Raw genomic sequence first — 21,450 nt, forward strand, 5'->3', positions numbered from 1 at the left:
CACCTGCACCACGCGAGACCCGAAACCACGCGACACCCGTCCGGAACTGCACGAAGGAGCAAGGAAATGAACGCATCACCGTCGATGAGCCGGGGCTTCTCCCGGCGTCAGATCTTCCAGCTCGGTGGCCTCGCCGTCGGGGCCATGGCCCTGGCGAGCTGCACCCCCGGAGGCGGAGGGCAGCAGAGCACCGGACCGCTCACGGCCGGCTCCGGGAAGCCCTCCGGCCAGATCAGCATCCTCGACGACAACACCAACGGCATCTTCAAGGACTGGGCCATCGCCGAGTTCGAGAAGCAGACCGGCATCAAGGTGGTCACCTACCAGCAGGGCAACTTCAACGACCTGCACGACAAGATGGCCACGATGTTCGCGGCGCAGGACTCGTCGTTCGACGTCGTGATGACGTGGGCCGGCTGGTCGGCCGAGTTCGGGCAGGCCGGATGGCTGGAGGAGCTCGACCCCTCCGCCGTGCCGGACGACCTCATCCAGCCGGCGCTCGACGCGGTGTCGTGGCGGGGCAAGGTGTACGGCCTGCCGAAGTTCGTCAGCGCGCAGACCATGTTCTGGAACAAGGATCTGTTCGCGGGGGCCGGGCTCGACCCCGAGACGGGCCCGGCGAACTGGGACGAGTTCGTCGCGGCGGCCAAGGCCCTCACCGGCGGCGGGCAGTACGGCTACGCGTGCGACATGGGCAACCCCGCCGGCGCGTACCAGAACTTCCTGCGCGCGCTGCTGCTCAACGGCGGGGAGTTCTACGACGCCGACTACAAGCCCACCTTCGCGAGTGATGCGGGCGTCGAGGCGCTGTCGAAGATGGTCGAGCTGCTGCAGGTGCACAAGGTGATGGACCCCTCCTCGCTGCAGATCACCAACGCGTCCGACCTCGCCGACCTCTTCGCCCGCGGCAGCACCGGCATGGTGTTCAACTGGCCGTTCCAGTACGCGGTCGCCACGGCCGCCGGCGCCGCGACCTCGGCCGCGACGGTGGGCAACGGCCTGCTCCCCGGCATGTCGGTGCGGTCGGCGTCGATCGACGGCTCCGAGGGCTTCGCGATCAGCAAGTTCTCGAAGAACAAGGAAGCGGCCCTGGCGTGGCTGCAGTTCGTCACCACCGGGAAGGTGCAGACCGACATCGTCGAGAAGGAGGGCTGGTTCCCCGTCTCGCAGACGGTGCTGGCCGAGCCCGCCGCGCGGGAGGCGCTGCCCATCCTGTCCACCTACGAGCAGTCCACCGAGTACGTCACCAAGCGCTACGGCACGCCCTGGTCGAACGAGCTCGACCAGGCGCTCTCCGTGCAGCTCATCAACGCCATGAACGGCAAGACCTCCCCCAAGGAGGCGCTGGAGTCGGCGCAGAAGACGGCGGAGGACCTCGTGAAGAAGTACCTGAAGTAGGGATCGGGGAATGGGCGTCAACCTCCTGGAGAGGAGCCGCCGGCGGGATCTGCGTTTCGGCCTCCTGCTGATCGCGCCGGCGGTGCTGATCATCGCGATGCTGCTCGGCTACCCGATGGGCTACGCCGTGTTCATGTCGTTCCACCAGTGGAACGACAAGCTGGGCATGGAGCACCCCTTCATCGGGCTGGAGAACTACGGGCAGCTGCTGACCGACCCCGCGGTGCACCGGGCGATGGAGCGCACGGCGTACTTCTCGGTGATCACCGTGATCGGCGGGGTCGCGCTGGCCGTGGCGATTGCGGTGCTGCTGAACCGGGAGTTCCGCGGACGCACGCTCGCCCGGGTGCTGCTGCTCGTGCCGTGGGCCGTGCCGCCCGTGGTGAACGGCATCATGTGGAAGCTGATCTTCGACGGCAGCACCGGCATCGCCAACACGATCCTGCGCGGACTCGGTCTCACGGAGGAGAACGTGCAGTGGCTGTCCGACCCCGCGCTCGCGATGAACATCCTGGTGTTCGCGGAGATGTGGAAGCTGCTGCCGTTCCTGTGCCTGCTGATGCTCGCGGCGCTGCAGGGCATCCCATCGAACCTGTACCGGGCGGCGGCGATCGACGGCGCGGGACCGTGGCGGGCCTTCTGGCGCATCACCCTGCCCAACATGCGCGGCGCCCTGATGTTCGCGCTGATCGTGCAGTCGATGTGGTCGCTCAAGGTGTTCGACACCATCTACGTGCTCACGGGCGGCTCCGGCGGCCCGGCCGAGGGCACCACCACCATCAACTTCCTCGCGTACCTGGTGAACTTCAGCAACCTGGACCGCGGCTACGGCTCGGCGATGGCGGTCGGGATCATGATCCTCGTGCTCGTGGTGGCCGTGTTCTGGATCCTGCTGTTCGGCGGGTTCCGTCGCAAGAGGGGAGAGGCGCATGCCTGACCTGACCACCACCGCCCTCGTCACCACCGCCCGCCCGCGCGGGCGCCGGGTGTCGCGACGCGGCCGCCGCCGCCTCACGGCCGTCGTGTGCGCGGTGCTGCTCGTGCTCGTGATGGCGTTCTTCCTGGCGCCGTTCCTGTGGATGTTCGTGTTCAGCGTGTATCCGTCGAGCGCGCTGCAGGGCCGTACCCCCGACCTGTCGCCGTCCCTGCTGACCGTGGAGTCCTACGTGCGCCTGCTGTCGGACGGCAGCTTCCTCACCCCGATGGCGAACTCCGCGATCGTCGGCATCTCCACCACGATCATCTGCATGACCGTGGGCGCGGCCTGCGCCTACGCGATCGCCCGGTTCAAGTTCCGCGGTCGCCAGCCCCTGCTGCTGAGCATGATGACCGTGCAGGCGATCCCCGTCATCGTGCTCGCGGTGCCCCTGTTCATCCTGCTGCGCTCGGTCGGCCTCTACGACCAGCTGCTAGGGCTGATCGCGACGTACACGGCGTTCATCCTGCCGCTCGTGATCTGGATGCTGGTCGGGTTCTTCGAGGACATCCCGCCGAGCCTGGAACGTGCCGCCCGCATCGACGGGTGCAACCGGTTCCAGATCATGTACCGGATCGCCTTCCCGCTCGCCGCGCCCGGCATGGCGGCGACCGCGATCCTGGCGTTCATCACCAGCTGGAGCGACTTCTTCCTGGCGAAGGTGCTGACGTCGAACAACGCCGTGACCCTGCCGGTGAAGACCGCGGCGTTCCAGGGGCTGTTCGCGATGGACTACACGTCCGCGGCGACGGCGGGAGTGATCACGGCCATCCCGGTCCTGATCCTCACCCTCGTGGCACAGAAATGGATCATCCGCGGTATGACCGAGGGTGCGGTGAAAGGCTGATCATGGCACAGATCGAACTGGTGGGCGTCGAGAAGTCGTACGGACGCCCGAGGCGCGGGCACGAGGCCCGCAAGGCGGTCTCCGACCTCAGCTACGTGATCGAGGACGGGCACTTCGTGTCGCTGCTCGGTCCCTCCGGCTGCGGCAAGACCACCACGCTCAACATGATCGCCGGACTGGAGGACATCTCGGGCGGGGAGATCCTCATCGACGGGCGGCGGGTCGACGACCTCGACCCCGACAAGCGCGACCTGGCGTTCGTGTTCCAGGACTACGCGCTGTATCCGCACATGAGCGTCTACGAGAACATCGCGTTCGGGCTGCGCATGCGCAAGGTCGCCAAGGACGAGATCGACCGCCGGGTGCGCGACGCCGCCCGACGGCTCGACATCGCCCACGTGCTCGACGTGAAGCCCAAGAGCCTGTCGGGTGGACAGCGGCAGCGCGTGGCCCTCGCCCGCGCCATTGCCCGGCGCCCCGCGGTGTTCCTGTTCGACGAGCCGCTGTCGAACCTCGACGCGCTGCTGCGCGACCAGACCCGCAGCGAGCTCAAGGTGCTGCACCGCGAGCTCGGCGCGACCAGCGTCTACGTCACGCACGACCAGGAGGAGGCCATGACGCTCTCCGACCGGATCGCCGTGATGAGCCGCGGGCGGCTGGAGCAGTACGGCAGCCCGTACGAGGTGTACCACGAGCCGGCGACCGAGTTCGTGGCGTCGTTCGTGGGCAAACCGCGCATGAACCTGTTCACGGCGAAGCGGGGCGAGCGTGGCAGGCACGTGCTCCCGGGGACCGCGTTCGGTGTGGAGTCGGGTGCGCTGCCCGAGGAGATCCGCGTCGGACTGCGCCCGGAGGAGTGCGACCTGCGGCGACCGCTGGCCGGTGAGCAGCCGCACGGCACCGTCGTCGCGGTGGAGCCGCTCGGCAACGTCTCCGACGTGCACCTCACGATGGGCGACGTCGAGTTCCTCGTGCGCGTCCCCGGGTTCGGCTCCTACGGCGTCGGCGACGCGGTGGTGGTCGACCTGACCCGCGCGCGCCTGCACTGCTTCGACCCCGAGACCGGGAGGCGCCTCGCCGTGTCGTGAGCCGGTTCCTCGCGCGGGTTCCGCGGACTCCCGCGTTCCGGTTCAGCGGGTTCACAGGGTTAGGGTGGATGGTCGGCGGCCGCCGGGTCGCCCCATCCGAACCTCCGAGGAGCACTCGACGTGAGCCGAAATCCATCCTCCACGGCGCGCCGCCTGCGCCGCTTCGCCCGGACGGCGACCGCCTCCGCGCTCGCCGCGCTCGTCGCCGCCGGGGCGCTCCTCGCCGGAGCCGCGCCCGCCGCGGCCGAGGGCGAGACCTACGTGATCGGCACCGACACCACGTTCGCGCCGTTCGAGTTCACGGACGCGAACGGCGAGCTCGTCGGCATCGACATGGACCTGCTGCGCGCGATCGCGAAGGACCAGGGCTTCGAGGTCGAGATCCGCCAGCTGGGCTTCGACGCCGCCGTGCAGGCCCTCCAGTCCAACCAGGTCGACGCGGTGATGGCCGGCATGTCGATCACCGAGGAGCGCCAGCAGACGTTCGACTTCAGCGATCCGTACTTCACCAGCGGGGTGCAGTTGGGGGTGCTGGAGTCCAGCGACATCGAGTCGCTCGACGACCTCGACGGCAAGGCGGTCGCGGTCAAGACCGGCACGCAGGGCCAGACCTTCGCCGAGGAGAACCAGGAGAAGTACGGCTTCCGCATCACGCCGTACCAGGACACGACCGACATGGTCGACGCCGTGAAGGCCGGGCAGGCCGTCGGCTACTTCGAGGACTTCCCGGTGCTCGCGTACGGCATCCAGCAGGGGTCGGGCTTCCGGCTGATCGGCGACCCGGAGCTCGGCGGCGAGTACGGCTTCGCGGTCAACAAGGGGCAGAACGCCGAGCTGCTGGAGATGTTCAACGCGGGGCTCGCGAACCTCCAGGACTCGGGCGAGTACGACGAGATCGTCGACACGTACCTCGCCTCGGGTGAGGGCGAGCCGAGCGCGCAGCCCACCGACATCATCTCCGTCGCGGTGAAGTACTGGCCCGCGCTCATGCAGGGTCTGTGGCTCACGATCCTCGCCACGATCGTCGCGGTGGTCGCGGCCTTCATCCTCGGCATCATCTTCGGCTTCGGGCGCATCTCGAAGTTCGCGCCGTTCCGCTGGGTCGCCACGGCCTACGTGTACGTGTTCCGCGGCACCCCGATCCTGATCCAGGCGTTCTTCGTCTTCTTCGCGATCCCGCAGCTGATCCCCGACCTGAAGTTCGACCCGTTTGTGGCCGGCGCGATCACCCTGTCGCTCAACACCGGTGCCTACATGACCGAGATCATCCGCGGCGGCATCCAGGCGGTCGACCCCGGTCAGGCCGAGGCCTCGCGTTCGCTGGGCCTGAGCCACTGGAAGACGATGCGCAAGGTCGTGCTGCCGCAGGCGTTCCGCATCATGATCCCCTCGTTCGTGAACCAGGGCATCATCACCCTCAAGGACACCTCGCTCATCAGCGTGATCGGCCTCGCGGAGCTGACCTTCGTGTCGCGCCAGATCATCGCCTCCACCTACCTGTCGGCGCAGGTGCTCACCATCGTCGCCATCATCTACTTCGTCGTGATCACGCTGCTGACGCTGCTCGCGAACCGCCTGGAGAGGACGCTCAACGCATGAGCAAGATCGACGTCAGGAACCTGCACAAGTCGTTCGGCGACAACGAGGTCCTGAAGGGCATCGACCTCACGGTCGACGACGGCGAGGTCGTCGCGGTGATCGGGCCCTCCGGCTCGGGCAAGTCCACGCTGCTGCGCTGCCTCAACAAGCTCGAGGAGCCGACCTCGGGGCACGTCGTCATCGACGGCGTCGACCTCACCGACAAGAGCGTCAAGCTCGACGAGGTGCGCCAGCGCATCGGCATGGTCTTCCAGCACTTCAACCTGTTCCCGCACATGACCGTGCTGGAGAACATCACCCTCGCGCCGGTCGAGCTCGGCCGCATGACCAAGGCCCAGGCGCGCGAGCGGGCGCTGTCGCTGCTGGAGCGCGTGGGACTGTCGGAGAAGGCGGACGCCAAGCCCGCCTCGCTCTCCGGCGGCCAGAAGCAGCGGGTCGCCATCGCCCGTGCGCTCGCGATGGACCCCGAGATCATGCTGTTCGACGAGGCCACCAGCGCGCTCGACCCGGAGATGGTCGGCGAGGTGCTGCAGGTGATCCGCGACCTGGCCGAGGGCGGCATGACCATGGTGCTGGTCACGCACGAGATGGGTTTCGCGCGCGAGGTGTCCGACCGCACGGTGTTCATGGACGGCGGTGTCGTGGTCGAGGAGGCTGCGCCGGCCGAGCTGTTCGGCTCCCCCAAGAACGAGCGCCTGCAGGACTTCCTGTCGAAGGTGCTCTGACCGTACGCATCCGCGTCGTTCCGCGAAAGGAGCGGGCTACTCGCGGACGGGTGCGGGGTGGCGACGGATGGTTGCGCTGACCAACGCCGCGACGGCGCAGAGGCCGGCCGCGGCGAACCACGCGACCGTGTACTGACCGGTGTGGTCGCGCACGAGCCCCGCGAGGATCGAGGCGATGCCCGCACCGATCTGATGGGCGGCGAACACCCAGCCGAACACCAGCGGGCCGCGGTCGCCGAACACCTCGCGGCACAGCGCGATCGTCGGCGGCACCGTGGCGACCCAGTCGAGGCCGTAGATCACGATGAACACGATGATGCTGGGCTGCACCTCGGCCGACAGCAGGCTGGGCAGGAACAGCAGGCTCACCCCGCGCAGGGCGTAGTACGCGGCGAGCAGGATGCGCGGGTTGACGCGGTCGGTCAGCCAGCCGGAGAACACGGTGCCCGCGATGTCGAAGATCCCGACCACGGCCAGGAGTCCGGCGGCGGTCGTGGTCGGCATGCCGTGGTCGTGCGCGCTGGGGATGAAGTGCGTGCCGATCAGGCCGTTGGTGGTCGCGCCGCAGATCGCGAAGCCGATCGCGAGGGCCCAGAACGTCTTGGTGCGGGCGGCCTCGCGGAGCGTGCGGATGGCGAGGGCGGCGGCACCCCAGGCGTTGCCCCGGGGCAGGGGTGCCGGTGGGGAGGCGGGCGCGGGCTCGCCGTACCGTCCGACGCCGAGGTTGCTCGGGCGGTTGCGCACGAAGATCCACACCAGGGGCGCGACCGCGAGCGCGCCGCCCGCGATGATGAACGACGCCCCTCGCCAGCCGATTTCCGCCGCCGCGGCCGCGATGACCGGGAGGAAGATCAGCTGTCCGGTGGCGCTGCCCGCGGTGAGCACGCCGGACACGAGACCGCGGCGCGTCGCGAACCAGGTGTCGGTGATGGTCGCGGCGAACACGAGCGCCATCGACCCGGTGCCGAGTCCGATCAGCACGCCCCACGTGAGGATGAGCTGCGCGGGGGTGGCGACGAGCACGCTCAGCGCGGCGCCCGCACCGATCACGAACAGGGCGGTGACGGTGACCGCGCGGATGCCGAACCGTTGCATGAGCGCGGCCGCGAAGGGGGCGATCAGCCCGTACAGCAGCAGGTTGACGGAGACCGCGAGCGACAGCTCGGCCGTCGTCCAGCCGAACTCCTCCTCCAGCGGCACCATGAGCACGCCCGGCGCCGCCCGGAACCCCGCGGCGCCGATCAGGGCGATGAGGGCGACGAGCGCGACCGTCCAGGCGGGGTGGAGGCGGCGACGGCGTGCGGGTGGGTCCTGTACGGGCTCGTCGACGGACTCGGCGGTCATGCGTTCGCCCCGGTGTGCAGCGCGAACGGCTCGCCGCCCATGCTGCGCCGGGCCCACCGGGTGCTGTGCGCGTCGAGCAGGGCGTCGCAGTGCGCGCACCAGTCCACGGAGACGGCGGTGTCACCGCAGCGCGCGCACGAGACCTCGAGCCCCCAGGGGCCGTCCGGGTCGGTCGTGCGGCTGAAGCGGGCGTACGCGTGGAGGATGGGCAGTGTCGCGAGTCCGGCGCCGGTCAGGCGGTAGCCGCTGCGAGCCTCGCTCGGGTCTTCGCGGGTCAGGAGCCCGGCGTCGTGCATGGCGGTGAGCCGGCGCGACAGCACGGAGTCGGCGGCACCCGTGGCCGCGCGCAGCTCGTCGAAGCGGGTGCGGCCGGAGAACAGTTCGCGCAGCAGGAGCAGGACCCAGGGGTCGGCGAGCACGTCGGCCGAGCGGGCGATCGGGCACGTCGCGGACGACCAGTCGGAACGGAGGGGCATGCCGTCACTTTCTTGAAGAAAGTCGGCGGTGTCAAGCCGATCCCCGCAGAACGGCAGGATTCGCGCGACCCCTGTCGCGAACGCTCCCTCCCGCCGGGCCGCGCGCTACTCGGCGACGCGGGCGGCGATGTCGCTGCGGAAGTGCGCGCCCTCGAGTCGGATGCGCGCGATCGCGTCGTACGCGCGGTCGCGCGCCGTGCGGAAGTCCGGGGCGACGGCGACCACGTTCAGCACGCGGCCGCCCGTGGCGATGAGGGAGCCTCCGGGCGCGTCGGGGCTCGCGGTCGCGGCGTGCACCAGGCGCACACCCTCGACCTCGGCCGCCGCGTCCAGGCCCTCGATCGGACGGCCGGTCTGCGGCGACTCCGGGTAGCCCTCGCTCGCGAGCACCACGGTGATGGCGGCGTCGTCACGGAACTCCGGCTCCGGCTGATCCTCGAGCGTGCCCGAGGCCGCGGCGAACAGCAACTGCGACAGCGGGGTCTGCAGCCGCGGCAGCACGACCTGCGTCTCGGGGTCGCCGAAGCGCGCGTTGAACTCGATCACCCGCACGCCGTTCGGGGTGAGGATGAGCCCGGCGTACAGCAGCCCGATGAACGGCGTGCCCTCCGCGTCGAGCTGCCGGACCACGGGGAGCGCCACGTCGCGCGTGACCTCCTCGACGAAGGCCTGCTCGCTGCCGAACTGCTCCGCGAGCCACGGCAGCGGGGAGTACGCGCCCATGCCGCCCGTGTTGGGACCGGCGTCGCCGTCGTACGCCCGCTTGAAGTCCTGCGCGGGGCTGAGCGCCCGCACGGTGTCGCCGTCGCTCAGGAAGAACAGCGACACCTCGGGACCGGACAGGAACTCCTCCACGAGCACGGGCCCGGCGGGAAGATACTGCGCGGCGTGCGCGAGCGCCTCGGCGCGGTCGTCCGTCACGATCACGCCCTTGCCCGCGGCGAGCCCGTCGGCCTTGACCACGTACGGGGCGCCCAGGTCGTCGAACGCGGCCTCGACCTCGGCGGTCGTCGCGGCACGCACGGCCCGCCCGGTCGGCACGCCCGCGGCGTCCATGACCCGCTTGGCGAACGACTTCGACCCCTCCAGCTGCGCCGCGGCCCTGCCCGGTCCGAACACGGGGATGCCGCGCTCGCGGAGCTCGTCGGCGACACCGGCGACCAGTGGAGCCTCCGGCCCGATCACGACGAGGTCGACCGCGTGCTCGTTCGCGAACGCCGTGACCGCGGCCGCGTCGAGCGGGTCGACCGACACGGGCGTCGCGTCGTGCGCGATGCCGGCGTTGCCCGGGGCGACGACGATCTCGTGCTCCACCTCCTCTGCGCGGAGGGCGAGGATGATCGCGTGCTCACGGGCACCGGAACCGAGGACGAGGATCTTCACCCGTCCAGCCTACCGAGGCCGGTACGGCGGGTTTCGGCCGCCCGCGCGTCACAGCTCGATGGGCCGCTCCACGGTCGCATCCCACGGCACCGTCCAGCCGGTGGCGTCGAACAGGGCATCGAGCACCATGGCCGTGAACCCCCACACGATGGTGCCGTCCACGTCGAACGCCGGGCCGCGGAACGTGCGGCCCATCCGCGACAGCGTCGAGGTGAACCGGGTCGCGGGGTCGAGCAGCTGGGCCACCGGCACGCGGAACACCTCGACGGTCTCCGCATGATCGACGGCGACGACCCGCGACGGCGACTGCCACCACGCGAGCACGGGCGTGACGAGGTGGTTGCTCGCGGCGAGCGGGATGACCGGGAGGGTCGACAGCACCTCGACCCCCGCGGGGTCGAGTCCCGTCTCCTCCTCGGCCTCGCGCAGCGCGGTGGCCACGGCATCCGCGTCGGTCGGCTCGACGCGACCACCGGGGAACGACACCTGCCCGGGGTGGGACGACAGCGTGGGGGCGCGGCGCTGCAGCAGCACATCGAGGTCGCGCGAGACGGCGGCGTCGGCGGCGGGGGCCGGGGTGCGGTCGAGCACGCCGAACAGGATGAGCACGGCGGCGTCGTGCGCGGTGCGCGGGTCGGCGAGCGGCGGGATCGGCACGCCCCAGGTGTGATCCGTGGCGGCGGCGAGCAGCTCGGCGCGCGCGCCCTGGGGGTGCATGCTCATACCCCGAGCTTAGGCCGCGGCCGGGTGGGGGGGCCGCGGTTCTAGGGTGGAGCCATGGCGAGGAAGATCGACATCATCGACGGTCGTGCGGCGCTCGACGCCGTCCGGGCGGCGGAGGCGGCGGGCGAGAGGCCCCCGCGCACGTCGCTCGCGACCGCGGTGCGGTATCTGCTGCAGCTGCTCGACGAGAAGGCACCGGGCAACAGCGTCGAGGTGCGGGTGCCGCCGTTCGGGGCCGTGCAGGTGATCCAGGGCCCGCGGCACACCAGGGGCACCCCGCCGAACGTCGTGGAGATGGACGCGGCGACCTGGATCGCGGTCGCCACGGGCGCCGAGGCCTGGACCGCCGCGGCCGAGTCCGGTCGGGTGCACGCCTCCGGCACCAGGGCCGACCTCGCCGGGGTGCTGCCGCTGCGGCCCTAGCGTCGCGCGACCACGAGGGGCACGCCCGTGGCCGGGTGGGGGAACACGTCGACGGGTTGCCCGTAGACCCGCTCGATCCGGGAGGCCGTGAGCACCTCGGCCGGGGCTCCGCTGGCGGTGACGCGGCCGTCCGCGAGCAGGGTCACGCGGTCGGCGTGCGCGAGCGCGGCGTTCAGGTCGTGCAGCACGATGGCCACCGCGGCCCCCTCGGTGGCGCGGGCGCGGAGGAGCCGCATGACGTCTTCGTGGTGCTTGAGGTCGAGGGCCGCGGTGGGCTCGTCCAGCAGCAGCACGCCGGTGCTCTGGGCGATCACCCGGGCCAGGGCCACGCGGGCGCGCTCGCCGCCGGAGAGGGAGGGCACCGCGCGGGGCCCGAGCGCCGTGACCTCGGTCTGCGTCATGGCGTCCGCGACGATCCGGTCGTCGTCGTCGGCCGCGGGGGTGCGCGCCCACGGGGTGCGGCCCATGCGCACGACCTGTTCCGCGGTGAACGGGAAGGTGACCGTGTTCTCCTGCAGCAGCACGGCCCGCTGCTGCGCGAGGGCACGCGGCCGCAGGTCTCGCAGCGGGCGGCCGTCGAGGAGCACCTCCCCGGAGGCCGGGGCGACGTCGCCCGCCAGCACGCCGAACAGGGTGGACTTGCCCGCGCCGTTCGGTCCGACGAGCGCGTGCACCTCGCCCGCGTGCACGTCGATCGAGGCGTCGTGGAGGATGGTGCGTCCCTCGCCCACGCGCACCGTGAGCCCGGTGCCCTGCAGCCGCGGCATCATGCCCACCCTCCCGAGCGACGGCGCGTGCGCACCAGCAGCCAGAGGAAGAACGGCCCGCCCACGAGGGAGGTGATCATGCCGATCGGAAGGTCGGCCAGGGGGACGGCCGTGCGGGCGACGAGGTCGGCGACCGCGATGAGCAGCGCGCCGCCGAGGGCCGAGGCGATCACGAGGGGCAGGTGTGCGGGCCCGATCATCATGCGCATGAGGTGCGGCACGACGAGGCCGGCGAAACCGATGATCCCGGCGAACGCGACCGCGGCGCACACCAGCAGTGCGACGGTCACGATGACCACGAGGCGCAGCAGCTCCACGCGCACGCCGAGGTGCCGGGCGGTGCGCTCGCCGAGGGCGAAGAGGTCGAGGCTCGGCGCGACGATCAGGGCGACCACGACGCCGATCGCGACGAGCGGCGCCACGAGCTGGATGTTCGACCAGAGGGCCCCGTTGAGCGACCCGAGCTGCCAGAACACGATCTGCTCGCGCGTCGACGTGGTGCCGAGGAAGGTGAAGAACGCCATGCCCGCCCCGGCGATCGCGTTGATGGCGATGCCGGTGAGCAGCAGGGTCACGACCTCGGTGCGGCCGCCCGAGCGGCTGAGGAGGTACACGGAGAAGACCGCGACCAGCCCGCCCAGGAACGCGAACGCGGGGGTGGTCCACATGCCGAACGTGGCGAGGCCGAACGTGATGCTGGCCGCCGCACCGAGCGCCGCGCCCGACGAGACGCCCACCACGCCCGCGTCGGCGAGGGGGTTGCCGAAGATCGCCTGCATGAGCACGCCGGACACCGCGAGCGCGGCGCCCACGAGCAGGCCGAGCACCAGGCGCGGCAGTCGCAGGGTGTAGATCACGCCGTAGTCCGTGGCGGCGTCCGGCGCCCAGGCGGTGTCGATGCCGAGGCCCCGCAGCAGCACGCCCAGCAACGCCGTGGGCGACAGGTCGTACTGACCGCTGGTGATCGAGACGACGCACGTGACGGCGAGGGCGACGAGGAGCCCCGTGACGACCAGCCCGAAGCGCAGTCCGCGGTGCCGCGTCGGCGTAGGGGTGACGACCTCGCCGCTCACTGGGGCGGCTCGGCGGTGTACAGCGCGCGGGCGAGGGCGCCGATCACGTCGGCCGACCGGGGACCGAAGCTCAGGATCTCCGCGTCGGCCATGTCGATCACCCGGCGGTTCGCCCCGGCCGGGGTCTGTGCCACGGCGGGGATCCGTTCGATCAGCCCGTCGATGCCTCCCACGGACTCCAGGCCGTCGGTCATCATGACGAGCACGTCCGGCTGCGCGGCGACCAGGGCCTCCGCGGTCATCGGCTTCATGCCCTCCCAGCCGATCTCGGAGGCGACGTCGACACCGCCGACCGCATCGATGAGCGAGTCCGCCCCCGAGTCCGCGCCGAAGATGTAGTAGACGTTGGCGCTGCCGCGCACGTAGAGGAACAGCATGCGGGCGCGGTCCTCCGGTGTGGCCGGGGTCACCTGCGCGATCTCGCCGAGCACGGACGCCACCCGCGCATCGAGGCGCTCGATCAGCTCGGCGCCGCGGCTGGGCACCCCGAGCGCGGCGGCGATCTCGGTGACGAGCGCATCGGTGGCGTCGAGGCGACGGTCGCCCGAGATGACGACGACCGCGATCCCGGCGTCCCGGAGCTGCTGGCGGACTTCCTTCGGGCCGATCGTGGTGTCGGTGAGGATGACGGTGGGAGCGAGCCCGAGGATCGCCTCGGGGTTGAGCGTGTGGCCGGTCTTCGTGACCACGGGCAGCTCCTCGGTGCCGGGGAACAGCGTCGAGGAGTCGCGGCCGACCACCTGGTCGCCCAGGCCGAGCGCGAACACCGTGGACGCGATGGTGCCGGAGATGTCGATCGGGAGGATGCGGTCGACGTCGGTCACCTCGACCGTCCGACCCTCGCTGTCGGTCACCGTCACGGGCAGCTGGGGCGCGGTGCGGTCGTCGACCGGGGTGATCGCGTGGCTGGCGAGGCAGGCGGTCGCGGGACCCGTGGCGGTGCGGACGTCGTCCACGAGGTCGAGCTCGGTGAGGGGGACCGAGGCCTGAGGGCAGGTGTCGTCGACGGCCGGCGGGGCCGCGGCGGTGGCGTCGGGGTCGGCGCAAGCGGCGAGTCCGATGGCGAGAGCGGCAGCCAGGACGAGGGCGGAGAGGCGTCGCATTAGGCAAGGCTATCCTAAAACTTGACGCTGTCGTGGCGAGCGCCCTACGCTCGGGATCGACGGCTTACTTAGCTGAGCCTAACCAATATTCCATCCTCGCCCGACTGCCCGTGCGGCCTCGACGGAGCGCTCACGAGCGCGCCCGGCGGCCGTGGAGAATCGTGAACGACACAGCCATCGCATCCCCCGGGAGCCCGCGCCTGCGCGCCCTGCTCGCCGCCCTGATCTCCGTCCTCCTCATCGCCGCCGGGGCGGTGATCGTCCCACCCGCGCACGCCGCCGGCGGAACCGTGACCCCCACCGTCACCTCCGCAGACACCGCCGGTCTCACCGTGCAGGTGCAGGCGAGCGGTCTGCCCGACGTGACCGGCGCCTACGCCGCGCTCATCGTGAAGGGCACCGAGAGCGGTCTGACCGGGTCCGGCGGCTACGCCGCGTTCGCGCTGCCGTTCCCGCGCGTGGAGGGCGGCGCAAGCAGCTTCGCCCTCACCGCCGCCGTGGGATCGCTCGACCGCACGAAGGCGTACGAGGTGCTCGTATGGCAGCAGCACTCCAACCCGAACGAGACGACCATCTACGGCCGCGGTGACGTGGCGATCTCGGCGGCACAGTGGGATGCCCTGTTCGGCACCACGCCGACCGATCCCGGCGAGACCGACCCGGGCACCGATCCGGGGGAGACCGACCCGGGCACCGATCCCGGTGAGACCGACCCGGGAGAGACGGACCCCGGTGAGACCGACCCGGGCACCGACCCCGGCGAGACCGACCCCGGCGAGACCGACCCGGGCGAGACCGACCCGGGCGAGACGGATCCGGGCGAGACGGATCCGGGCACCGATCCCGTCGAGGGTGAGCCGTCCGCGGCGATCGCGGTGTTCCTCGCCGACGGCGTGACCCCCGCGACCGGTGTCGCGCTCAGGGCCGGTGACCGGATCGTCGTGAAGGGCAGCGGCTACGACCCGACCGCGAACGTCGGCGGGCGCGGCGTGCCCATCCCCGCGCACCTGCCGCAGGGCACCTACGTGGTGTTCGGCAACTTCGGCGCGGACTGGCAGCCGTCCGCGGGCGCCGCATCGTCGACACGCTCCGTCGGTGCCCAGGCCTGGGCGCTCGCCGAGGGGGTGCTGGACCAGGTGCCCGCGCAGTATCAGGGCGCGATCCGTGCGCAGTGGGTCGACATCTCCGCCGACGGCTCGTTCCAGGTGACGCTCACCCTGAAGGACACGCCCGCGACCCCCGGCTCCTACGGCGTCTACACCTACGCGGCAGGCGGTGTGCGCAACGCCGACCAGGAGCGCAGCGTCGCCCTGGACTACCGCATCGCCCCCACGCTCACCGCGTCGGTGGAGTCCGCCACCGCGAAGGACGGCCTGACCGTCACGGCAGCCGCGGCGAAGCTCGGCGCGGTCACCGGCGCCTACGTGGCGCTCATCGAGGCGGGGACCGAGGCCGACGTCACGGCCGGCGGCGGCTTCCTCGCGATGCAGTACGTGCGGAACATCGACGCCGGTGCGTTCACGGTCGACCTGAACACCGCCGCGAAGAACCTCGACCGCACCCAGACCTACGAGGTGATCGTGTGGAAGCAGCACACGATGCCGAACGACGCCACGATCCACGCGCGCGCCGCGGTCACGATCACCGACGCGCAGTGGACGGCGCTGCTCGGCGACGAGCCGGAGGAGCCGGCGGAGCCGAAGCCGCCCGTGACGCCGACGACGCCGCCGGTGAGCGTGCCGGGCGGCTCGCTGCGCTGGGCCATCTCCACGTCGTTCGCGAACTACGTCGCCGGTCCCATCGCGCAGGGCGCCATCCAGGTGTCCGGCGGCGCGACGCGCTCCGGCGGACAGTTCCAGTTCGGGCAGACCGTCGGCGGCGACTACGACGCGAGCACCGGCCTCGGCAGCGTGGTCTACCGCGGCGCCGTGCGCTTCACCGGTCACCACGGCGTGCTCGACGTCACGGTCTCCGACCCCGTGGTGCGGGTGACCTCGACGGGAGCAGCGACGGTGTACGTGACCAGCGGCGGCGCCCAGGTGCCGTTCGCGACGCTCGACCTGACGCGCGCGGCCCGGATCACGGCGAACGGCGCCGTGACCTACTCGGGCGCCCCCGCCACGCTGACGGCCGCCGGTCGTGACCGCGTGCTCTCGGGCTACTCCACCACGCTCGACCCGGTCACGTTCACGATCGGCTCGGCCGCCGCGGCACCCTCGGGGTCGACCGGCACCGTCGCCGCCGCCGCGGTCGTGAAGCGGGCAACGCTCCCCGCGACCCCGCCGGCGAGCGAGGGCATCGACGTCGACGAGCAGAACCTCGCCGCGCTCGCGTCCGGGCAGCCGGCCACCGTGACCGCCTCCGGGTTCCGCCCCAACGAGGAGGGCATCAAGGTCGTGGTGTACTCCACGCCCGTGCTGCTCGACACCGTGACCGCCGATGCCTCGGGTGTCGCGACCTGGTCGGGCGCCCTGCCCGCCGCGCTCGAGGACGGCGCGCACACGCTCACGTTCCAGGGATCGGTCGACCGCGGTCTCGCGTTCACCCTCGCTCGCGCGACCGCCGCCATCGGCGCGTGCACGGTCGAGGCGGCGACGCTGAACTGGGGGTACAAGGAGTCGTTCCGCACCTACATCGAGGGCATTGCGAAGGGTGGCTGGACCCTGACCGACGTGGCCTACCGCTACCCCGACTTCGTGTGGGAGAACGGTGCGGGCTCGCTCGACGGCACCGCGCTCACCGGGCTCGTCACCTACGGCGGCAGCATCGCGTTCACGGGTCACGACGGTGCGCTGAACACCACGCTCGGGAACGCCAGGGTCGAGCTCGCGGGCGACACCGGCTACCTGGTGTTCGACGTGACCGGCACCACGCAGGCCGGGGAGAGCGTCGACCAGCAGGGCGTGCGACTCGCGGAGTTCCCGCTCGCGGACGCCGCGGTCGTCGACGGCGCGCTCCGGCTGGACGCGGTGGCCACGACGCTCACCGAGGCGGGGGCCGCGGCCTTCGGCACGTATCAGGCGGGGGAGCAGCTCGACCCGGTGACCGCCGTGATCCCCGTCGACACCGCGTGCGGCACGGCCGTGGCGGAGGAGCCGGAGGCGGACGCGGAGGCGAGCGCGGCGGTCACCGCGGTGACGGAGCCGGCCGACACGGAGGGTGCACCGGTCTGGCCGTGGATCGTCGGCGGCCTCGTCGTCGTGGCGCTCGCCGCCGGGGGAGGCGTGCTGATCGCCCGCCGCAGCCGCACGGCACAGGCCGAGCCGGAGACCACCGAGGTCTGAGCCGCGGACGCACCCGCCCTCTCCCGGACGACCGAGGGAGGGCGGGTGCGCAGGGGGCCGGGTGCCCGACCCGCCCGGACGGTGGGACAATGGAGACATGGCCCCCCAGGATTCCCACCAGACCGTCGAAGCGACCGTGCGCCGTGTGCCGCGGTACGGCGTGCTCATGGGCATCGGGGTCGTGCTCGGGGTCGTCGTCGCGGGCGTCCTCACGATGATGGGCAGCTACGACGAGTCGCAGGCGCTCGACGTGGTGTATCCCCCCGGTCAGGTGTTCGGGTTCCTGCTGCTGTGGACCGTGCCGATCGGTCTCGCGCTCGGCGGGGTCGCCGGGCTCGTGCTGGAGCGGGTCGCGCGGCGCCACGACCGCGTGGTGAAGGTCGACCGCGAGACCGTCGTCGACGGCGAGGACTGAGCTCAGGCCAGCTCGGCGATCACGGGCCGGATGGCCGCGTCGAACGCCACCACGTCACGCCGCAGGCCGTCGGTCACTGCGACCGACAGCGCCCCGATCCACCAGATGCCCCGCTGTGACAGCGGGAGCACCTGCACGTTCAGCTCGAACGAGTGGGCGCGCCGGCCGATCTCCCGCTCGAACTCCGCGATCGCGCTCGCATAGGCGCGGTACGCGTCGCCGCCCGTGTGGCTGGTCATGGCGCCGACGTAGCGGTCGTGCGCCGCGTGAGCGAAGCGCAGGGCGGTCGCGGCGTGCGGCCGGATCGCCGCGGCGAGCTCGTCTGCCCCGGTCGCGGGCAGCGCGACGAGCGTCTCGAACCCGTCGATGAGCTCGAGCGGCACCCCGGAGTGATGCGCCCGCGGCTCGACCGTCATGTCCCAGTAGTCGCGCCACTGCGCCTCGATGGCGGGCGAGGCGTCCACGGCATCCGGTGCTCGCACGGGGAGCTCCCGGAGGGCGGGCAGGTCCTCCGGCGCGCGGATGCCCAGCAGCTGCCGCAGGGCGAGCGCGACCAGCACGGGGACGCTCGCGTCCTCGCGGATGAGCCACTGCGGCTTGTCGGCCATGCGCCCATCGTAGGGGGCGGTGCACCGGGCTCGGCGTCCTCGCAAGGTAAACCCCTGGACGAGCCGCGTCAACCCTCGCCGTGATACCCGGAGGGGGGAGTAGACCTGCCTGCACGTCGGCGGCCGTCGGCGCGGAGTCGAGAGGAAGAACGATGTCGCAGAGCAATGCACAGGGTGTCGCCGGCGGCGGCACGGACGAGTCGCCGGGGACCGTGAAGACCGCCGCGCACGAGGCGGCCGGGGTCGCCGGTACCGCGAAGGATGAGGCGGCGGGGGTCGTCGAGACCGCGAAGGCCGAGGCCGGCGCTGTCGCGCACGAGGCGAAGGACCAGATCCGCGACCTGTACCACCAGACCACGGCCGAGCTGTCGGAGCAGGCGGCGATCCAGCAGCGTCGCGTCGCGGACGGGCTGCGGTCGGTCGGCGGGGAGCTCGGGTCGATGGCGCAGAACGCCGAGGGCGGGGTGGCGGCGGATCTGGTCCGTCAGGCCTCCACCCGCATCCAGGGCATCGCCGGCTGGATCGGCGACCGTGACCCGGGGTCGCTGCTGACCGAGGTGAAGTCGTACGCGCGGGCCAAGCCGGGCACGTTCATCGCGGTCGCCGCCGTGGCCGGACTCGTCGTGGGACGCCTGACCCGGGCGCTGTCCGAGGGGGCGGCGGAGTCGGGTTCCGGCACGTCGACGCCGACCGCCTCCGGGCTCTCGGGAGCGGGGGCCACTCCGAACCTCGACCCGGCGGCGACGACGCCGGCGGCGGTTCCCGGTTCCACGAGCGCGGGCGTGGGCGCGGGTGCCGGTGTCGGTGCAGCCGGAGCCACGGAGACGGGCGGCAGCACCACGCTCGGCCAGCCGCCGCTGCCGACCGACGGCTCGGTGCCGGGCGCCCCCGATGGGATGAGCGGCATCGATGCGGGTACCGCGCCGTGGGGTGTGACCCGTGACGAGGACCGCGGCGACACCCCGCTCTACGACAGGACGGACGCGGCCAACCGCGCACCGGGTGACGAGGAGCGACCATGACCGACGCCACCCCGACGCCTTCGGAGCAGAAGGCGGAGACCACCTCACTGGGCGACCTGCTCAGCGAGGTCACGAGCGACCTGTCCACGCTGATGCGACAGGAGCTGGAACTCGCGAAGGCGGAACTCAAGCAGTCCGCGACGCGGGCCGGCCGCGGAGCGGGCATGCTCGGCGGGGCGGGCTACGGCGCGATGATGGCGGTCTTCTTCCTCTCCGTCGCGCTGTGGTGGGGTCTCGGCTACTACGTGACCGGTCTCGGCTGGTCGGCCGTGATCGTCGCGGTCATCTGGGCGCTGGTCGCCCTGGTCCTGTTCCTGGCGGGACGCACGCAGTTGAAGAGCATCGAGGGGGCGCCGCGCACGGTGGACAGCCTCAAGCGGATTCCCGATGCCGTGAAGAGGAATGAGGAGAACAAATGAGCGATTCACCCGACGCGATCCGTGCGGACATCGAGCGGACCAGGGCGGAGTTCGGCAGGGACGTCGACGCGCTCGCCGACAAGGTCACCCCCTCGAAGGTCGTGCACCGGCAGACGCAGAAGATGAAGGGTGCCGCGCGCTCCGTGGTCGACCGCGTCATGGGCGTGGCCGACGACGCGGGCAGTCACGTGGGCGACGCGTCGTCCTCGGTGGCGGATGCCGGCCGGCACGCCGTGGCGAAGGCGCAGGGCAACCCGCTCGCGGTGGGGCTCATGGCCTTCGCCGCCGGGCTCGTCGTCGCCGCCGTCATCCCGTCCTCCACGAAGGAGAAGGAGCTGGCGGGCGAGCTGAAGGAGAAGGCCCAGCCGCTGGTCGACGAGGTCACCGAGGTCGCGAAGACCGTGGGCGAGGATCTCAAGGAGCCGGCGCAGGAGGCGTTCGCGGCCGTGAAAGACGAGGCCGCCGGTGCCGCCGAGCACATCCGCGGTGACGCGACCCACGCGGTGGACGAGGTCAAGGGCAGTGCGCAGGACGCCCGCGACACCGTCACCGGAAGCTGATCGGCGAGCGCTCCCCGGGGTCCGATGCCGCGGCACGGCACCGGACCCCCGGGCTCTGTAGCCGGTCGGGGGCTCCGGGCGCAAGCCCGTTCTCCGACCGGCTCCGTCATGACAGGGTCATGATCATGAAACTCGTCTCCTACGCCGGGCAGCAGGTCGTCACGACGGACGACGTGGCGGACGCCCTGGTCACCCTGGCCGCCTCCCTCGCCAGCGAGGGCGAGTCCGCGGCCGTGCAGATCCCGATCCACGTGGACGGGGAGAAGGACAGCGCCGACCTGATCGTCGGCGTCGGGAACGACCTCCTGGTCGGTCCGCAGTCGTCGAACGGCGACGACCCGGACTTCTCCGCGGACGCGGCAGCCCTGCGCGAGCACCGTTTCTACCCGAAGCCGACGGCCGAGGACGGGGATGTCGACGACGACGGACTGCCGGCGATCGACCTCGACCTGGACCGCGGAGTCTGACGTGTCGCATCCGCAGACGCTCGACGTGCCCGAGGAGGGCGCCGCGCACACACCGTCGAAGGCGCTGTGGGCGTCGGTCGCGGACGGGTTCTACGTGGGCAGCCACGCCGGAACCTTCCTCGGCTACGTCGACCGCCAGCCCGGGGGCCTGTGGCGCGCCTTCGACTCCGCCTCACAGATCATCGGCGACTTCACCGACCATCACACGGCCATCGCCGCGGTGACCGAGGCCATGACGGACGACACCGCTGCAGGGGGACACCTCGGATGACGATCGACCACGCGCTGCTCTCGCTCGTCTACTGCAGCACCGCCACCCGCGCGTTCGACGACGACGAGCTCGAAGCCCTGCTCGCCTCGAGCCGCGCGGCGAACCAGGCGCGGGAGATCACCGGTCTCCTGCTGTACCGCGAGGGCGAGTTCGTGCAGATCCTCGAGGGCGAGGAGGGCGTGGTCGAGGCGCTCATGACCCGCATCTCCGAGGATCCGCGTCACCACGACGTGCGGGTGCTCCTGCGCGAACCGCTGCACGAGCGCCGGTTCGCGGACTGGACGATGGGGTATCAGCCGATGGTGGCCGCCGAGCCGCGCCTGGCCGAGGGGTACCGCGACTCGTTCGACGATCTGCGCGTCGGCGACCACGACATGATCGGCCGGGCGCTCATGGAGCTCACGATGTGGTTCCGCGTGCGGCAGGCCGCGCAGCGGGCCGAGGCTCTGGAGATCCGGTAGGGCTGCGGGCGGTAGGCT

General features: G+C 71.6%; 23 protein-coding genes. 15 read left to right on the plus strand and 8 right to left on the minus strand.

The features are described 5' to 3' along the window. Positions 1-66 precede the first annotated feature (66 nt). The 6 genes from ACFWCH_RS07655 (at position 67) to ACFWCH_RS07680 (ending at position 6,633) form a co-directional block, all read left to right on the plus strand. Positions 67-1,398 carry a sugar ABC transporter substrate-binding protein gene (locus ACFWCH_RS07655; RefSeq protein ID WP_136037312.1) on the plus strand — a complete coding sequence of 444 codons (1,332 nt, stop codon included), beginning with the start codon at positions 67-69 and terminating at the stop codon, positions 1,396-1,398. A 10-nt stretch (positions 1,399-1,408) separates the two neighbouring features. Then, on the plus strand, positions 1,409-2,335 hold the full coding sequence (locus tag ACFWCH_RS07660; protein WP_136037311.1) for a carbohydrate ABC transporter permease: 927 nt from the start codon (positions 1,409-1,411) through the stop codon (positions 2,333-2,335). After that, the gene (locus ACFWCH_RS07665; RefSeq protein ID WP_136037310.1) at positions 2,328-3,221 is read left to right on the plus strand and encodes a carbohydrate ABC transporter permease; all 894 of its coding nucleotides are present in this window, start codon (positions 2,328-2,330) and stop codon (positions 3,219-3,221) included. Before ACFWCH_RS07660 ends, ACFWCH_RS07665 begins: the two co-directional genes overlap by 8 nt. A gap of 2 nt (positions 3,222-3,223) precedes the next feature. Then, complete coding sequence (locus ACFWCH_RS07670) at positions 3,224-4,309, plus strand: ABC transporter ATP-binding protein (protein WP_378803272.1); 1,086 nt, start codon at positions 3,224-3,226, stop codon at positions 4,307-4,309. Positions 4,310-4,429: 120 nt separating this feature from the next. Further along, positions 4,430-5,908 carry an amino acid ABC transporter substrate-binding protein/permease gene (locus ACFWCH_RS07675; RefSeq protein ID WP_136032827.1) on the plus strand — a complete coding sequence of 493 codons (1,479 nt, stop codon included), beginning with the start codon at positions 4,430-4,432 and terminating at the stop codon, positions 5,906-5,908. Then, complete coding sequence (locus ACFWCH_RS07680) at positions 5,905-6,633, plus strand: amino acid ABC transporter ATP-binding protein (RefSeq protein WP_136032829.1); 729 nt, start codon at positions 5,905-5,907, stop codon at positions 6,631-6,633. Before ACFWCH_RS07675 ends, ACFWCH_RS07680 begins: the two co-directional genes overlap by 4 nt. Before the next feature lie 36 nt (positions 6,634-6,669). Here the strand turns inward: ACFWCH_RS07680 and ACFWCH_RS07685 are convergent, their stop codons facing one another. From ACFWCH_RS07685 to ACFWCH_RS07700, 4 genes are all read right to left on the minus strand, one after another. Continuing rightward, positions 6,670-7,977 (minus strand): MFS transporter, encoded by a 1,308-nt coding sequence (locus ACFWCH_RS07685; RefSeq protein WP_378803273.1) that lies wholly within the window; start codon positions 7,975-7,977, stop codon positions 6,670-6,672. Continuing rightward, positions 7,974-8,453: a winged helix-turn-helix transcriptional regulator gene (locus tag ACFWCH_RS07690; protein WP_378803274.1), complete on the minus strand. Its 480-nt coding sequence runs from the start codon at positions 8,451-8,453 to the stop codon at positions 7,974-7,976. The genes ACFWCH_RS07685 and ACFWCH_RS07690 overlap by 4 nt, the downstream gene beginning before the upstream one ends. A 105-nt stretch (positions 8,454-8,558) precedes the next feature. Next, a complete protein-coding gene (gene purD, locus ACFWCH_RS07695; protein WP_247638243.1) occupies positions 8,559-9,836 on the minus strand; it encodes a phosphoribosylamine--glycine ligase in 1,278 nt (425 codons plus the stop codon). Between the two features lie 48 nt (positions 9,837-9,884). Continuing rightward, on the minus strand, positions 9,885-10,559 hold the full coding sequence (locus ACFWCH_RS07700) for a CoA pyrophosphatase (protein ID WP_136037306.1): 675 nt from the start codon (positions 10,557-10,559) through the stop codon (positions 9,885-9,887). Between the two features lie 54 nt (positions 10,560-10,613). Between ACFWCH_RS07700 and ACFWCH_RS07705 the strand changes: the two genes are divergently transcribed. Next, the gene (locus tag ACFWCH_RS07705; protein WP_136032839.1) at positions 10,614-10,982 is read left to right on the plus strand and encodes a sterol carrier family protein; all 369 of its coding nucleotides are present in this window, start codon (positions 10,614-10,616) and stop codon (positions 10,980-10,982) included. Here the strand turns inward: ACFWCH_RS07705 and ACFWCH_RS07710 are convergent. The 3 genes from ACFWCH_RS07710 to ACFWCH_RS07720 are packed head-to-tail and all read right to left on the minus strand — an operon-like array spanning position 10,979 to position 13,925. Further along, complete coding sequence (locus ACFWCH_RS07710) at positions 10,979-11,752, minus strand: heme ABC transporter ATP-binding protein (protein WP_136037305.1); 774 nt, start codon at positions 11,750-11,752, stop codon at positions 10,979-10,981. The genes ACFWCH_RS07705 and ACFWCH_RS07710 overlap by 4 nt on opposite strands. Continuing rightward, positions 11,749-12,822 (minus strand): FecCD family ABC transporter permease, encoded by a 1,074-nt coding sequence (locus tag ACFWCH_RS07715; RefSeq protein ID WP_378803275.1) that lies wholly within the window; start codon positions 12,820-12,822, stop codon positions 11,749-11,751. Before ACFWCH_RS07715 ends, ACFWCH_RS07710 begins: the two co-directional genes overlap by 4 nt. Beyond that, complete coding sequence (locus ACFWCH_RS07720) at positions 12,819-13,925, minus strand: hemin ABC transporter substrate-binding protein (RefSeq protein ID WP_378803276.1); 1,107 nt, start codon at positions 13,923-13,925, stop codon at positions 12,819-12,821. The genes ACFWCH_RS07715 and ACFWCH_RS07720 overlap by 4 nt, the downstream gene beginning before the upstream one ends. A gap of 161 nt (positions 13,926-14,086) precedes the next feature. On the opposite strand from ACFWCH_RS07720, the gene ACFWCH_RS07725 reads away from it, so the two are divergent. Together ACFWCH_RS07725 and ACFWCH_RS07730 are read left to right on the plus strand one after the other, a co-directional pair. Then, entirely contained in the window at positions 14,087-17,209 is a 3,123-nt protein-coding gene (locus ACFWCH_RS07725; protein WP_378803277.1) for an HtaA domain-containing protein, read from the plus strand. Between the two features lie 97 nt (positions 17,210-17,306). Next, positions 17,307-17,624, plus strand: a complete 318-nt coding sequence (locus ACFWCH_RS07730; protein WP_136036057.1) for a potassium transporter Trk — start codon at positions 17,307-17,309, stop codon at positions 17,622-17,624. A gap of 2 nt (positions 17,625-17,626) precedes the next feature. Here the strand turns inward: ACFWCH_RS07730 and ACFWCH_RS07735 are convergent, their stop codons facing one another. Continuing rightward, the gene (locus tag ACFWCH_RS07735; protein WP_136036058.1) at positions 17,627-18,232 is read right to left on the minus strand and encodes a zinc-binding alcohol dehydrogenase; all 606 of its coding nucleotides are present in this window, start codon (positions 18,230-18,232) and stop codon (positions 17,627-17,629) included. Positions 18,233-18,384: 152 nt separating this feature from the next. Between ACFWCH_RS07735 and ACFWCH_RS07740 the strand changes: the two genes are divergently transcribed. The 6 genes from ACFWCH_RS07740 (at position 18,385) to ACFWCH_RS07765 (ending at position 21,432) form a co-directional block, all read left to right on the plus strand. Beyond that, positions 18,385-19,254 (plus strand): hypothetical protein, encoded by an 870-nt coding sequence (locus ACFWCH_RS07740; protein WP_378803278.1) that lies wholly within the window; start codon positions 18,385-18,387, stop codon positions 19,252-19,254. Then, the gene (locus ACFWCH_RS07745) at positions 19,251-19,673 is read left to right on the plus strand and encodes a phage holin family protein (protein WP_136029164.1); all 423 of its coding nucleotides are present in this window, start codon (positions 19,251-19,253) and stop codon (positions 19,671-19,673) included. Before ACFWCH_RS07740 ends, ACFWCH_RS07745 begins: the two co-directional genes overlap by 4 nt. Then, complete coding sequence (locus ACFWCH_RS07750; protein WP_378803279.1) at positions 19,670-20,233, plus strand: DUF3618 domain-containing protein; 564 nt, start codon at positions 19,670-19,672, stop codon at positions 20,231-20,233. Before ACFWCH_RS07745 ends, ACFWCH_RS07750 begins: the two co-directional genes overlap by 4 nt. 125 nt (positions 20,234-20,358) lie before the next feature. Next, positions 20,359-20,700, plus strand: a complete 342-nt coding sequence (locus tag ACFWCH_RS07755; protein WP_136029170.1) for a hypothetical protein — start codon at positions 20,359-20,361, stop codon at positions 20,698-20,700. Position 20,701: 1 nt separating this feature from the next. After that, a complete protein-coding gene (locus tag ACFWCH_RS07760; RefSeq protein WP_136036060.1) occupies positions 20,702-20,971 on the plus strand; it encodes a hypothetical protein in 270 nt (89 codons plus the stop codon). Then, positions 20,968-21,432, plus strand: a complete 465-nt coding sequence (locus ACFWCH_RS07765) for a BLUF domain-containing protein (protein WP_205812864.1) — start codon at positions 20,968-20,970, stop codon at positions 21,430-21,432. The genes ACFWCH_RS07760 and ACFWCH_RS07765 overlap by 4 nt, the downstream gene beginning before the upstream one ends. The last annotated feature ends 18 nt before the right edge of the window (positions 21,433-21,450 follow it).

This window comes from Microbacterium sp. NPDC060132 (assembly GCF_042729675.1).
GTDB lineage: Bacteria > Actinomycetota > Actinomycetes > Actinomycetales > Microbacteriaceae > Microbacterium > Microbacterium sufflavum.

Excerpts from the sequence above, each read along its gene's own strand:
- ACFWCH_RS07655 (WP_136037312.1), top strand. The coding sequence starts at position 67 with ATGAACGCATCACCGTCGATGAGCCGGGGCTTCTCCCGGCGTCAGATC.
- ACFWCH_RS07660 (WP_136037311.1), top strand. The coding sequence starts at position 1,409 with ATGGGCGTCAACCTCCTGGAGAGGAGCCGCCGGCGGGATCTGCGTTTC.
- ACFWCH_RS07665 (WP_136037310.1), top strand. The coding sequence starts at position 2,328 with ATGCCTGACCTGACCACCACCGCCCTCGTCACCACCGCCCGCCCGCGC.
- ACFWCH_RS07670 (WP_378803272.1), top strand. The coding sequence starts at position 3,224 with ATGGCACAGATCGAACTGGTGGGCGTCGAGAAGTCGTACGGACGCCCG.
- ACFWCH_RS07680 (WP_136032829.1), top strand. The coding sequence starts at position 5,905 with ATGAGCAAGATCGACGTCAGGAACCTGCACAAGTCGTTCGGCGACAAC.
- ACFWCH_RS07685 (WP_378803273.1), bottom strand. The coding sequence starts at position 7,977 with ATGACCGCCGAGTCCGTCGACGAGCCCGTACAGGACCCACCCGCACGC.
- ACFWCH_RS07690 (WP_378803274.1), bottom strand. The coding sequence starts at position 8,453 with ATGCCCCTCCGTTCCGACTGGTCGTCCGCGACGTGCCCGATCGCCCGC.
- ACFWCH_RS07700 (WP_136037306.1), bottom strand. The coding sequence starts at position 10,559 with ATGAGCATGCACCCCCAGGGCGCGCGCGCCGAGCTGCTCGCCGCCGCC.
- ACFWCH_RS07705 (WP_136032839.1), top strand. The coding sequence starts at position 10,614 with ATGGCGAGGAAGATCGACATCATCGACGGTCGTGCGGCGCTCGACGCC.
- ACFWCH_RS07710 (WP_136037305.1), bottom strand. The coding sequence starts at position 11,752 with ATGATGCCGCGGCTGCAGGGCACCGGGCTCACGGTGCGCGTGGGCGAG.
- ACFWCH_RS07720 (WP_378803276.1), bottom strand. The coding sequence starts at position 13,925 with ATGCGACGCCTCTCCGCCCTCGTCCTGGCTGCCGCTCTCGCCATCGGA.
- ACFWCH_RS07730 (WP_136036057.1), top strand. The coding sequence starts at position 17,307 with ATGGCCCCCCAGGATTCCCACCAGACCGTCGAAGCGACCGTGCGCCGT.
- ACFWCH_RS07735 (WP_136036058.1), bottom strand. The coding sequence starts at position 18,232 with ATGGCCGACAAGCCGCAGTGGCTCATCCGCGAGGACGCGAGCGTCCCC.
- ACFWCH_RS07740 (WP_378803278.1), top strand. The coding sequence starts at position 18,385 with ATGTCGCAGAGCAATGCACAGGGTGTCGCCGGCGGCGGCACGGACGAG.
- ACFWCH_RS07745 (WP_136029164.1), top strand. The coding sequence starts at position 19,251 with ATGACCGACGCCACCCCGACGCCTTCGGAGCAGAAGGCGGAGACCACC.
- ACFWCH_RS07750 (WP_378803279.1), top strand. The coding sequence starts at position 19,670 with ATGAGCGATTCACCCGACGCGATCCGTGCGGACATCGAGCGGACCAGG.
- ACFWCH_RS07755 (WP_136029170.1), top strand. The coding sequence starts at position 20,359 with ATGAAACTCGTCTCCTACGCCGGGCAGCAGGTCGTCACGACGGACGAC.
- ACFWCH_RS07765 (WP_205812864.1), top strand. The coding sequence starts at position 20,968 with ATGACGATCGACCACGCGCTGCTCTCGCTCGTCTACTGCAGCACCGCC.